11 protein-coding genes are annotated in these 12,855 nt (G+C 69.2%); 2 read left to right on the top strand and 9 right to left on the bottom strand.

The window, feature by feature from the left end; translation table 11 throughout:
• Together TW83_RS07310 and oiaX are read left to right on the top strand one after the other, a co-directional pair.
• Nucleotides 1-481, top strand: a 481-nt coding sequence (locus TW83_RS07310) for a nucleotide-binding domain containing protein (RefSeq protein ID WP_045982122.1), incomplete at its 5' end; no start/stop codon positions are given.
• Nucleotides 478-1,719, top strand: a complete 1,242-nt coding sequence (gene oiaX, locus TW83_RS07305; protein WP_045982121.1) for a 3-oxo-isoapionate-4-phosphate decarboxylase OiaX — start codon at nt 478-480, stop codon at nt 1,717-1,719. The genes TW83_RS07310 and oiaX, both read left to right, overlap by 4 nt.
• Here the strand turns inward: oiaX and TW83_RS07300 are convergent.
• From TW83_RS07300 to TW83_RS07260, 9 genes are all read right to left on the bottom strand, one after another.
• Nucleotides 1,692-3,173, bottom strand: coding sequence for a mannitol dehydrogenase family protein (locus TW83_RS07300; RefSeq protein WP_045982120.1), 1,482 nt, complete (start codon nt 3,171-3,173; stop codon nt 1,692-1,694). The two genes, oiaX and TW83_RS07300, sit on opposite strands and share 28 nt — an antisense overlap.
• Nucleotides 3,174-3,254: 81 nt before the next feature.
• Nucleotides 3,255-4,025 carry an L-iditol 2-dehydrogenase gene (locus tag TW83_RS07295; RefSeq protein ID WP_045982119.1) on the bottom strand — a complete coding sequence of 257 codons (771 nt, stop codon included), beginning with the start codon at nt 4,023-4,025 and terminating at the stop codon, nt 3,255-3,257.
• Nucleotides 4,022-5,026, bottom strand: coding sequence for an ABC transporter ATP-binding protein (locus TW83_RS07290; RefSeq protein WP_045982118.1), 1,005 nt, complete (start codon nt 5,024-5,026; stop codon nt 4,022-4,024). The genes TW83_RS07295 and TW83_RS07290 overlap by 4 nt, the downstream gene beginning before the upstream one ends.
• A 10-nt stretch (nt 5,027-5,036) precedes the next feature.
• Entirely contained in the window at nt 5,037-5,861 is an 825-nt protein-coding gene (locus TW83_RS07285) for a carbohydrate ABC transporter permease (RefSeq protein WP_045982117.1), read from the bottom strand.
• Between the two features lie 10 nt (nt 5,862-5,871).
• Entirely contained in the window at nt 5,872-6,741 is an 870-nt protein-coding gene (locus TW83_RS07280; RefSeq protein WP_045982116.1) for a sugar ABC transporter permease, read from the bottom strand.
• A gap of 69 nt (nt 6,742-6,810) precedes the next feature.
• Nucleotides 6,811-8,136: a sugar ABC transporter substrate-binding protein gene (locus TW83_RS07275; RefSeq protein ID WP_045982115.1), complete on the bottom strand. Its 1,326-nt coding sequence runs from the start codon at nt 8,134-8,136 to the stop codon at nt 6,811-6,813.
• Nucleotides 8,137-8,268: 132 nt separating this feature from the next.
• A complete protein-coding gene (locus TW83_RS07270; RefSeq protein WP_045982114.1) occupies nt 8,269-9,225 on the bottom strand; it encodes a sugar-binding transcriptional regulator in 957 nt (318 codons plus the stop codon).
• On the bottom strand, nt 9,222-9,872 hold the full coding sequence (locus tag TW83_RS07265; protein WP_045982113.1) for an HAD family hydrolase: 651 nt from the start codon (nt 9,870-9,872) through the stop codon (nt 9,222-9,224). Before TW83_RS07265 ends, TW83_RS07270 begins: the two co-directional genes overlap by 4 nt.
• A gap of 63 nt (nt 9,873-9,935) precedes the next feature.
• Nucleotides 9,936-12,855 (bottom strand): DUF3320 domain-containing protein (locus TW83_RS07260; RefSeq protein WP_045982112.1); only part of this gene is annotated, 2,920 nt, incomplete at its 5' end.

Genomic DNA, 12,855 nt, shown 5'->3' with positions numbered 1-12,855 from the left:
GCGCGCCGCCTGCGGGTCCGAGGGCGATCTGGCGGCCGAGGTCGCGCGCCTGACCGCTGCCGCCCTGCGTGCCGCAAATGACGGCGCCAGCCCGCTGATCCATTCGGCGGCGGGCCATGACGGCGCGCAGGTCGGCGCGTTCCGCGGCGCGCTGTCGGCCTCCGGCATTGCGCCCGAGACCGCCGCCCGGCGCATCGGAGAGGGCTTGGGCCGCATCCTGGACGGGGTGCTGCGCGGGTCGGGCATCCGCCGCGCGGTGATCTCGGGGGGCGACACCTCGGGGCACGCGATGCGGCAGCTGGGCCTGACGGCGCTGACCGCGCTGGCCCCCACCATCCCCGGCGCGGCCCTGTGCCGGGCGCATGGGGACGGCCCGCATGACGGGCTGGAGATCGCGTTGAAGGGCGGGCAGATGGGCTCGACCGACTATTTCGGCTGGATCCGCGACGGCGGCGGCCCCCGACATCAGGAGCAGCCATGATCCGCGTCACCTATCTGCTGGAGACCCCAGGCGACCCGCGCGCCATGGCGGAAAAGATCGCGGCCGACCAGTCCACCGGCACCTTCACCGACCTGCCCGGAGAGACCGACGCCCTGCGCGCCCGCCACGCCGCGCGGGTCGAGGAGGTGACGATGCTGGAGCCCCTGCCCCAGCCCTCGCTGCCCGAAGGGGCGGGGCCGGTGCGGCGCGCCCGCGCGACCATCGCCTTTTCGCCCGACAGCATCGGCGGCGACATCGCGGCGCTGCTGACGGTCACCACGGGGGGCCTCTTCGCGGCGCGCGGCCTGACCGGCATGCGGGTGCTGGATTTCGACCTGACGCCCGATTTCGCGGCCCACCCGGGGCCGCAATTTGGAATCGAAGGCTCTCGCCGCCTGACCGGGGTCGCGGAGGGCCCCATCATCGCGTCGATCATCAAGCCCTCGCTTGGCTTGACCCCCGATCAGACGGCCGAGGTCGTGCGTCCGCTGTGCGAGGCCGGGGTCGATTTCATCAAGGACGACGAAAAGATGATGTCGCCCGCCTATTCCCCCTTCGAGGCACGGGTCGATGCCGTCATGGCGGTCATCCGAGACCACGCGCAGCGAACCGGGAAACAGGTGATGTATGCCTTTGGCCTGTCATCGGCGGACCCGGACGTGATGATGCGCCGCCACGATCACGTCGTGGCCCGGGGCGGCAATGCGGCGGTGGTGAACATCAACTCGATCGGGCCGGGGGCGATGGCCTTCCTGCGGCGGCGGTCGGCGCTGTGCCTGCACGCGCATCGCAACGGGTGGGACCTGCTGACGCGCCATCCGGGCCTGGGCTTCGAGTTTCGCGCCTGGCAGAAGATCTGGCGTCTTCTGGGCGTCGATCAGTTCCAGATCAACGGCATCGGCGCGAAATATTGGGAGGGCGACGACAGCTTCGTGCGGTCCTTCGCGGACGTCACGACGCCGATCTTCTCGGAGGCTGACCGGGCGCTGCCGGTGGTCTGTTCGGGGCAATGGGGCGGTCAGGCCTTCGACACCTGGGCGCGGACGGGCGGCACGCTGGACCTGATGTATCTGGGCGGCGGCGGCATCCACGGCCATCCGAACGGGCCGGCCGCGGGGGTGCGCGCCATCCGCCATGCCTGGGCCGCGGCCGGCGCGGGCCTGACGCCCGCCCAGGCCGCAGCCGATTGCCCTGACCTGGCCGCCAGCTTTCAGCTGTGGGGCATGCCCGCGACATAGGCCGCCAGCGTCGCCCGCACCCCGTCCCGGCGCAACGCGGCCAGCGCGTCGCCGAAGGCCGCGACCAAGGGCGCGGACCCCGCCAGATCGCCAAAGATCGCGTGCTGGGACAGGAACGCCTGCGGATCATCCTTTGCCGCCAGCGCATGGTCGCGCAGCGTGGCATGGGCGTCGTCATTGGGGACGATTGGATCGCCCGCCTCGGTCGTGCCCTCGCAATAGCGGCACCACAGGGCCAGCTCCAGGGCCAGCCCGTCGATGGGCGCGCCCGCCGTCAGCCGGTCGCGCAGCGTCGGCAGGATGAATTTCGGTTGGCGGTTCGACCCGTCCAGGCACAGGCGCGGAATGGTGTCGCCGATTTCCGGGTTCGAGAAGCGGCTGACGATCAGCGCCAGGTATTCGTCATAGCTGACGCCCGGAATGGGCTGCAGGGTCGGGATGATCTCGCGCGTCTCCAGGGCGCGCAGCCAGGCGGCGATGTCCCCGTCCGCCATCGCGTCATGCACGAAATGATGCCCCAGCAGCGCCGAGGCATAGGCGATGGCCGCATGACCGCCGTTCAGGATGCGCAGCTTCATCAACTCGTGGCGGCTGACATCGGCGACGAATTCCGCGCCCACGGCCTCCAGCGCGGGGCGGCCCTGGGGGAAGTTGTCCTCCAGCACCCACTGGCGGAAGGGCTCGCAGACGACCGGGGCGGCGTCCTGGATGCCGAAGCGGTCGCGGACCAGGGCTCGCTCGCGGTCGCTGGTGGCGGGGGTGATGCAATCGACCATGCTGTTCGGAAAGGCCACGTTGGCCTGAACCCAATCGGCCAGCGCGGGGTCCTGCGCGCGGGCCAGCCCCGTCAGGGTGCGCGCGCAGACATGGCCGTTTTCCGGCAGGTTGTCGCAGGACAGGACGGTGAAGGGCGCATGCCCCGCCGCGTGCCGCGCCCGCACCGCAGCCAGGATCATGCCGAACACGGTGCGCGGCGCATCCGGCGCGCCCGCGTCATGCACCATGTCGGGGTGACCGGCATCGAAGCCGTCGGTCTTGGCATCGACGTAATAGCCGCCCTCGGTGATGGTCAGCGAGACGATGCGGATCGCCGGATCGGCCATCGCGGCGATGGTGGCTGCGGGGTCCACGGCCACGAAATCGATCATCGAGCCCAGCACCTGTGCGGACAGGCCCGCGGGGTCCAGCTCGACCAGCGTGGTCAGCCAGTCCTGGGCCGCCAGCCGTTCGCGCATCGCGGCGTCGCCCGGACGCACGCCCGCGCCGATCAGCGCCCAGCTGTGGTCACGCCCCTGGGCGAACAGCCGGTCCAGGTACCACGCCATGTGCGCGCGATGGAAATTGCCGACGCCGACATGCATGATGCCCGCCGTCAGGGCGCTGCGGGCATAGGCGGGGCGTGCCACGGTGTCGGGCAGCCCGGCCAGCGCGGATTGGGTCAGTTGGATGGCCATGATCGGACCTTTCGTCAAATCGCCCCGTGGCCGCGGCGCAGGATGCGCGCGGGGGGCCGGGAATTGCAGGGGGTGCGGCAGTCAGCTGAGCCAGTTGCCGCCGTCGACATTGTAGGTCTGGGCCACGATGTAGTCGGCCCCGTCGGATGCCAGGAACACCGCCATGCCGGTCAGGTCGGCCGCAGTGCCCATGCGACCGAAGGGGACGGCGGCGCCCACCTCGGCCTTTTTCTGGCCGGGGGCCTTGCCTTCGTATTTCGCGAAGAACGCGTCCACACCATCCCAATGTTCGCCGTCGACGACGCCGGGCGCGATGGCATTCACGTTGATGCCGTGGGCGATCAGGTTCAGGCCCGCCGATTGCGTCAGGCTGATCACCGCGGCCTTGCTGGCGCAATAGACCGCGACCAGCGCCTCTCCACGGCGGCCGGCCTGGGACGCCATGTTGATGATCCGCCCGCCCTTGCCGCGCGCGATCATGGACCGCGCGACGGCCTGCATCATGAACAGCGTGCCCGACACGTTGACCGCCATGATGCGGTCGTAATCGGGGCGGGTGATCTCGGCGATGGGGGCGGCGGTGAACAGGGCCGCGTTGTTGATCAGGATGTCGATGCCGCCGAACTGCTGTTCCACGGAGGCCACGCAGGCGTCAATGCTGGCCTGATCGGTCACGTCCAGCGCCACGGCGATGGCGCCCTGGCCCAGACCCGCGGCCGCCGCGCGGGCGGCCTCCAGGTTGATGTCGCAGATGGCGACGCGCGCGCCCTGATCCAGATAGGCGCGGGCGAATGCCAGCCCGATGCCGCGCGCGGCCCCGGTGATCAGGGCGGTCTTTCCCGACAGCATCATGCCACCCGCGCCCCCGTGGCGTCAAAGCGGTGCATCTGCGCGTCGTCCGGGGTCAGCCAGACGGTGTCGCCGTGATGAAGGTCGATGTTGCCGCCCGCACGCACCGTGATGGTGTCGGCCAGACCCGTGTCCTCGACATAGAAGAACGTGTCCGATCCCAGATGCTCGCTGACGCCGACGCGCCCGCGCCACTTGCCGTGATCGGGCGACACCGCGATGTGTTCGGGCCGGATACCGATGGTGTGGGCACCGTATTCCGCGGCCGCCGCCCCGTCGATCAGGTTCATCTTGGGGCTGCCGATGAAGCCCGCGACGAACAGGTTCCTGGGCGCGCGGTACAGCTCCATCGGGCTGCCGACCTGTTCGATGTTGCCGGCGCGCAGGACCACGATCTTGTCGGCCATGGTCATCGCCTCGACCTGGTCATGGGTGACATAGATCATCGTGGTTTTCAGGCGGTTGTGCAGCTCGCTGATCTCGAGGCGCATGCCGACGCGCAGGGCAGCGTCCAGGTTCGACAGCGGCTCGTCGAACAGGAACGCGGCCGGTTCGCGCACGATGGCCCGCCCGATGGCCACGCGCTGGCGCTGGCCGCCCGACAACTGGCCCGGCTTGCGGTCCAGGTAATCGGTCAGGTTCAGCGCCTTGGCGGCCGCCGTGATGCGGCGGTCCTGTTCGTCCTGCGGCACACCCGCCATGCGCATCGGAAAGGCGATGTTCTTTCTGACCGACATGTGCGGGTACAGCGCATAGGACTGGAACACCATCGCCAGGCCGCGCTTGGCCGGGGGCGTGTCGGTGGCATCCTTGCCGTCGATCAGGATGCGCCCGCCCGACGTGTCCTCCAGCCCCGCGATCAGGCGCAGAAGGGTGGATTTCCCGCAGCCCGAGGGGCCGACGAAGACCACGAACTCTCCGTCGTTGATGTCCAGGTTCAGGGGCGGGATGACCTCGACGTCTCCGAACCGCTTGGTCACTGCTTCAAGGGTAATGCGTCCCATGATGGTCCCCTTATTTCACCGCGCCGAAGGTCAGGCCGCGGACAAGTTGTTTCTGGCTGAACCAGCCCATGATCAGGATCGGCGCGATGGCCATGACGGAGGCCGCCGAGAGTTTCGCCCAGAACAGCCCCTGCGGGCTGGAGAAGCTGGCGATGAAGGCCGACAAGGGCGCGGCGTTGGTGGTGGTCAGCTGGATGGTCCAGAACGCCTCGTTCCAGGCCAGGATGACGTTCAGCAGCATGGTCGACGCGATGCCCGGCACCGCCATGGGCGTCAGCACGTACAGGATCTCGTCCTTGAGCGTGGCGCCGTCCATGCGCGCGGCCTCCAGGATCTCTCCGGGGATCTCGCGGAAATAGGTGTACAGCATCCAGACCACGATCGGCAGGTTGATCAGCATCAGCATGACCGTCAGGCCGATCCGCGTGTCCATCAGCCCGGTGCGCAGGAAGATCAGATAGATCGGCACCAGCACCGCGACCGCGGGCATCATCTTTGTGGACAGCATCCACATCAGGATGTCCTTGGTGTGCTTGGTGGGAGAGAACGCCATCGCCCAGGCCGCCGGGATCGCGACGATCAGCGCCAGGATGGTTGAACCCACCGCCAGGATCACCGAATTGGTGAAGGGCTTCCAGTAGTTGTTCTGGGTCTGCACCGCCTCGAAGCTGGACAGGGTGAAGGACGGGATCAGGCTGAAGCCCGAAATGGCCTCCTGTTCCGTCTTGAGGCTGGTGATGATCGTGTAGAGGATCGGGAAGAAGATCACCAAGGCCACGATCCAGGCGGCAATGGTATAGCCGACCTTGGTGCGGGTGCTTACTGCGCGTGCCATGGGATGCTCCTCAATCCAGGTTCTTGCCGACGGCGCGCATCAGGAAGAACGCGACGATGTTGGCCAGGATGACTGCGATGATGCCGCCCGCGGCCGCACCGCCGATGTCGAAGTTCAGACGGGCCGCGCGATAGATCAGATAGGTCAGGTTGGTGCTGGCATTGCCCGGACCGCCATTGGTGGTCACCAGGATCTCGGCATAGATGCCCAGAAGGAAGATGGTCTGGATCAGCACCACGACGGTGATGGCGCGTGCCATGTGCCGCAGGGTCAGGTGGATGAACCGGCTGACGGCGCCCGCGCCGTCCATCTCGGCCGCCTCCATCTGTTCGCCGTCCAGCGATTGCAGGGCGGTCAGCAGGATCAGCGTCGCGAAGGGCAGCCATTGCCAGGCCACGATGATGATGATCGAGGTCAGCGGATATTGCGCGAACCAGTCCACCGGCTGCACGCCGATGGCACGCGCGATGTCGGCAAAGACCCCATAGGACGGGTGCATGATCATGTTCTTCCAGATCAGCGCGGCCACCGGCGGCATCACGAAGAACGGAGAGATGATCAGGATCCGCACGATCCCCTGCCCGAAGATCGGCTTGTCGATCAGCAGGGCGATCGCGATGCCCAGGGTGACGGTGATCGCCAGCACGCCCAGCACCAAGGCCAGCGTGTTCCAGATCGCGTCGAAGAAGGCCGGATCGGTGTAGAAATACTGATAGTTGAACCACCCCGCCCAGCTGACGGAGGCCGGGTTCAGCAGGTTGTAGTTCAGGAACGAGTAGTACAGCGTCATCCCCAACGGGACGATCATCCAGATCAGCAGCAGGATGATGGCAGGTGCGCGCATCAGGCGCGCAAGACTTGCGGTCTGGCGGGTGGCCATGGCTAGCGTCCTTTTGGGGGAAAGCGGGGGTGCGCCGCCCCGCATGTCGGGGGCGGCGCGGGTCGCGGCTTATTTGGGATAGCCCGCGCGCGCCATTTCACGGGCGGTGCTGGACTGTGCCGCCGCAAGGGCGTCCTCGGCCGACATCTGGCCTGCCAGCGCCGCCGAGAAGGTCTGTCCGACCGCCGTGCCGATGCCCTGGAATTCCGGGATCGCGACGAACTGGCCGCCGGTGTAGGGAATGTCCTGGACCGACGATTTCTGCGTGTCGGCGGCGTTGATCGATTCCAGCGTCATCGCCGCGAACGGAGCCTCGGCCTGATACTCGGGGTTCTCGTACAGCGACGTGCGCGTGCCCGGAGGTGCGGCGCGCCAGCCCTCGGCCTCGGCCACCATGTTGGTGTATTCCTGGCTGGTCGCCCAGGCCACGAAGGTCTTGGCCGCGTCCTGCTTCTGGCTGGAGGCCGGGATGGCCAGGTTCCACGCCCACAGCCAGTTGCCGTGGTTGTCGACGCCTTCCTTGTTGGGGAACTGCGCAAAGCCCACGCTGTCCGCGACGGTCGAATCCTCGGGGTCGGTCACGAAGCTTGCGGCGACGGTCGCGTCGATCCACATGCCGCACTTGCCCTGCTGGAACAGCGACAGGTTCTCGTTGAAGCCGTTCGACGACGCACCCGGAGGTCCGTATTCGTTCATCAGCGTCAGATAGTCGGTCAGCGTCGCCTGCCATTCGGGGCTGTCGAACTGGGGCGCCCATTCCATGTCGAACCAGCGCGCGCCATAGCTGTTGGCCATGGCGGTCAGGAAGGCCATGTTCTCGCCCCAGCCCGGCTTGCCGCGCAGGCAGATGCCATAGACCTCGTTCTCCTTGTCCGTCATCGCCTTGGCGGCGGCGGTGATGTCGGTCCAGGTCGGGTTGTCGGGAATGGTCACGCCCGCAGCCTCGGCCAAGTCGGTGCGGTACATCACCATTGCCGATTCGGCATAGAACGGCGCGGCGTACAGCGTGTCGTTCACCGACAGGGCGGCGCGCACGGCGGGGACCAGGTCGTCCACGTTGTAGCTTTCGGGAAGGTCGTCCAGGGGCGTCAGCCAGTCCTGCGCCGCCCAGATCGGAACCTCGTAGGTGCCGATGGTCAGCACGTCATACTGCCCGCCGCTGGTGGCGATGTCGGTGGTGACGCGCTCGCGCAGGATGTTCTCCTCCAGCGTGACCCATTCCAGCTGGATGTTCGGGTTCGCCTCGGTGAAGGGCGCGGTCATCTGCTGCATGCGGATCATGTCGCCGTTGTTCACGGTCGCGATCGTCAGGGTCACGTTGTCCTGCGCGGCGGCCATGCTGCCGACGGCGCACAGGGCCGTAGCGCCCAGAAGGGCGCGGAATGTCGTGGTCATGTAGTCCTCCCTTGGCGGTTGGGCATTTGCCCTTCCGATGGGCATATACTCGCGCCGTCTTGCAAATCTGTCAACGCAGATTCCCCGCCGCAGTGCAGCGAGGGTGTAAAGGCTTGACGACAGTGCAGTTCTTCAGGCCAGCAGGCGTTCCGCCGTCGCCTCCGAGGTGATCAGGCCGTTGATCAGCCCCCCCACCATCGCCGCGCGGATGGCCGGCAGCTTGGCCTGTCCCGAGGCGACGGCGATCACCGGACGGTCGCTTCCGCAGGGCAGCGGCGCCGACGCCACGCGGCGGTTGAAGTCGCAATCGATCACCTGGCCCCGGGCGTCATAGACCCAGCTGGTGATCTCGCCCACGGCACCGGCGCGGGCCAGCTGCGCCATTTCGGCCTTGCTCAGGAAGCCGTCGACATGCAGCGGCGCGGTCATGTCCATCTGTCCGATGCCCACCAGCGACAGGTCGGCACGGGCGCACAGGTCGATGGTGTTGCGGGCGGCCTGCTGTCCCTGCATCGCCGCCAGTTCCGCCGCGTCGCGCGCCAGCACCGGCAGCGGATAGGGAAAGTGCGGCGCGCCGATGCGCTCTGCCAGCCGGATGGTGGCGTTGTAGGGGGTGGCCGACCCGTCCTCCATCATGTTGCCGAGGCGGGACACGACGACATGCTGGGGACAGGTCATGCGGGGCAGCTGTTCCACCGTGGCGCGCAGGTTGCGCCCGGTGCCCAGGCTGACGATCCGCCGTTCGGGCGATTTCAGCACGCGTTCCAGATGCGCGGCGGCGGCGATGGCGATGCCCGCCAACAGGTCCGGCGCCTCGGGGTCCGAGGGCGCAACCTCGGCGGTCAGCAGGCCGAACCGGTCCTGCAGCGCGCGCGCCAGGTCCATGCAGCGTCCGATCGGGTGATCCAGGCGGACCTTGACCAGCCGTTCGGCCAGCGCCATCGCGACCAGACGCTGCGCGGTCTGGCGGCTGACGCCCAGCTTGCGCGCGATCTCGTCCTGGGTGTTTCCGGCGACGTAGTACAGCCAGCCGGCGCGGGCGGCATCGTCCAGGCGGGTCGTTTCGGGGGTAAAATGGTTCTGGCTCATGCGGGCACCTGGATGCGCGCCAGCAGGTCGGGGAACTGCGACCAGCAGTCAAAGCCCTCGTCCGTTGCGGGCTGTCCCGCCAGATGGGCGCCGCCGCGGTACTGCAGGACTCGCATTCCCGCCGCGCGGGCCGCCTGCAGGCCGGGCTGGCTGTCCTCGATCACCAGGGCGTGGGCAGGATCGACGCCCATCCGTTCGGCCGCGAACAGGAACAGGTCGGGCGCGGGCTTGCCGCGCGCCACCTGGCTGGCCGTGAAGACGTCCGCGCCGAACCGCTGCGCCAGGTCCAGCACCGCCAGCGTCCGCGCCACCCGCGGCGGGCTGGACGAGGTCGCGACGCAGACCGGCAGCCGGATCTGCGCCAGCGCATCGGCAAAGCCCGGCGTCGTGCGCAGGTCGGTGTCGAACCGCGCCAGCAGGCGGGCCCGATAGGTCGCCTCGAAATCGGCGGGCAGGGTCAGGGCAAAGCGGTCGCGGATCGACGCCGCGACCGTGGGAAAGCTGCGCCCCAGGAAATCGCGGCGCACGTCGTCGGGCGTCACGACGATGTCCAGACGCGCCAGCTGGTCGATCAGCACCTGCGCGGACAGCACCTCGCTGTCGGCGATGACGCCGTCGCAGTCGAAGATGATCAGGTCCACGCGCATCGGTCCGGCTCCCTTGCCTTGTGCGGCAGCCATAATCGCATTCCGCCCGGCGGGGAATAGGCCTCAGGCCGCGGCCATGCCCAGCAGCACCCCCGATATCGCCTCGGACAGGTCCGGCCCCACGCGCTGAAAGCCCAGAAGGCGCGCCACGGCGCGGGTCAGCTGGTCGGGCGTCATGCCGCCGTTCTCGGTCCGGATCATCCGCGCGGCGGCGGCGATCTCTTGCGGGGGCAGGCAGGCGGCCTTCAGCAGGCTGCCCGTCTCGGCGCTGCGGTCGCGGACGGGCGGGCTGTCGGCCTGCGCCCGGGTCATCAGGAAATCGCCCTGCCGCATCAGGTCGGCATCGCGGCGCAGGGCCAGTGCGGTGGCGCGGGCCACGGCCTCTCCGATCCGGCTGCCGGTGCGCGCCTTGCCGAAGGCCGCGGCGATGCGCCGCGCCACCTCGTCGGCATGGACCGGTCCCTCCGTGCGGATGACGGCCGCGGCCAGGTCGGCCAGGACGGCGTCGGGCTGGTCATGGGGCTCTCCCTCGGGCGGGGCCTGCAGGTCCGCGCGGCGATAGGGCGGCACGGACAGTGAGGGCGGCGCCAGCTCCAGGACCGGTTCGGGGTCGTCTTGGACGACGGGCCCTGCCCCATGGTTCGCGCCGCGCGGGCGGATGCCGTCCTGTGCCGCATCGCGGGCCTGCGACAGGGCATCGCGCAGCCGCGCGATCTCCGCCTCGCGGCGGTGGAACCAGTCGGTGCTCCAGATGCGGTGGAACCGCCAGCCCAGATTTTCCAGGATGTCCTGGCGCAGACGGTCGCGTTCGCGCGCCCACAGCGCACCGTGATAGGCGGCGCCGTCGCATTCGACCGCCGCCAGGTACTGGCCTGGACGGTCGGGATGGCGCACGCCCAGATCGATGCGGAACCCGGCACTGCCGACCTGCGGATCGGCCAGATAGCCCAGATCGCGGATCACGCGCGCGACATCCTCCTCGAACGGGCTGTCGGGGGCCAGACCGGTGGTGCGGCGTTCCTCGATGATGCCCGACTGCGCGAAATCCAGGAACCGCTTCAGGACGCGCGGCCCCTCGCGGGTGGTCCGCGACGGGTCGATCTGGCCCGGGTCAAAGGACGCGAACACCTCGCAGCGGATGCGCGCGCGGGAAAACAGCACGTTCAGACGACGCTCTCCACCCTCGCCGTTCACCGGGCCGAACTGCATCCGGGTCAGCGGCCCGTCGGGTTCGGACGGGCCGTAGCCGACCGAGATCAGGATCACGTCACGTTCGTCGCCCTGCACGTTCTCGATGTTCTTGACGAACACGTCCTCGGCCCCGCCCTCGCGCAGCAGCGCGTCCAGCGCCGGGTCGCGGCGGCGGGCGGCATCCGCCACCTCGGTCAGCATGTCGGCCTGCGCCTTGGAGAAGGCGACCACGCCCAGGGACAGGCCCGGCCAGTTGCGGGCGTGATCGGCCATGGCGGCGACGACGGCCTCGGCCTCGATCCGGTTCGTCCCCGCGCGCCCCCGCCCGCTGCCGCGCGCGGCATAGACGCCGGACACGCGACGGAACTTCAGCCCGTAATCGGGGTCCAGCTGCAAGGGCGACGGCGGCAGCACCAGCCGGTCGTCATAGAATTCCGCGTTCGACACCCGGATCAGCGACGGGTCGCGCGACCGGTAATGCCATTCCAGCATCCGCGACCGCAGTCCCCGCGCCTCGCACAGCGACAGGATGCTCTCCATGTCGGCCACGTTCGCACCCTGGGGGCCGTCCTCGGGTTCGTCCTGGTCTTCGGCATCGTCGACCAGCCGGTCGAAGAACGATGTCGGCGGCAGCTGCTTCTGGTCGCCCACCACGACGATCTGGCGCGCACGCGCGATGACGCCCAAGGCGTCCTCGGGGCGGATCTGCGACGCCTCGTCGATGACCAGCAGATCAAAGCTGACCGCATCGGGTGGCAGGAACTGGGCGACCGAGATCGGGCTCATCAGCATCACCGGCTTGATACGCTGGACCATCGCGCCCGCGTTGCGCATCAGCCAGCGCACCGGTTTGTGCGCGCGGCGGCGGGCGATCTCTCCGCGGATCAGGCCCATCTCTCCCTGCGTGCCGCGGGGCAGCTGGTCGAAATGTCGCGACAGAATCAGCGTCTTGGTGGCCTCGATCCGCTCGGCCTCCAGCTGGCGGAACAGGCCGACCAGGTCGTGGCGATCCAGCATCGGCAGATCGTTCAGCGCGGGACGCGCCTGGCGGGCGGCGTTCCAGCGCGCCTCGGCGCAGGCATAGGCGAACTCGGTCGCGGCGTCCTGCGGGGCCAGTTGCCCAGCACGCACGGCCTCGACCACCGCGGCTGCGCCGTGGCGGCCCGCCACCTGCGCGTCGCGCGCCAGATCGGCCCATTCGGCATAGCGGGCGGGCGCGTCGGACATGCCCGACAGCGCCGCCTGCCAATCCGCGATCGACGCATCGCCCGCAAGGCCCGCAGCCTCCGCGTCAAGGTCCAGCCTGTCGCGAACCCGCGCCAGCGCCGCCCGCGCATCCTGCACGGCCGCCGCAAGCGCATCGCCCTGCGCCGCGGGGTCGGGAATGTCGGTCAGCGCCTGCACCACCGCCGCCCCGTCCGGCAGGCAGCCGTCCAACTCTCCCAGCCAGCCCGCCACCGCCGCCAGCCGCGCAAAGGGCGTCCGCTCGCCCCGCCAGTCGGTCCCCAGGGTCGCCGTCAGATAGGCCTCGTCCTCGGCCAGGACACGGCGCAGGCGGCGCAGCGCCACCAGCTCATCCGCCAGCGCCAGCCGGTCGGCGGCCGCCGACGGCATCGGGCCTACCAGCAGCGTCTGCAGCTGTGCCGACGCCGCGCGATAAGGGCCGAACAGCCGGCCCAGGAATGACCCCACCCCGCGCGCCAGCCCGGCCCGCAGGGGCGCGGGGTCAAGATCCGGCGCGGCGGGGGTGAAACGGGTCAACACCTGTTCCTGGGCCGCCGCCCATTCGGCG

The organism is Paracoccus sp. S4493 (assembly GCF_000967735.1).
Classification (GTDB): domain Bacteria; phylum Pseudomonadota; class Alphaproteobacteria; order Rhodobacterales; family Rhodobacteraceae; genus Paracoccus; species Paracoccus marcusii.
This window is presented reverse-complemented; position numbering and strand designations above follow the sequence as displayed.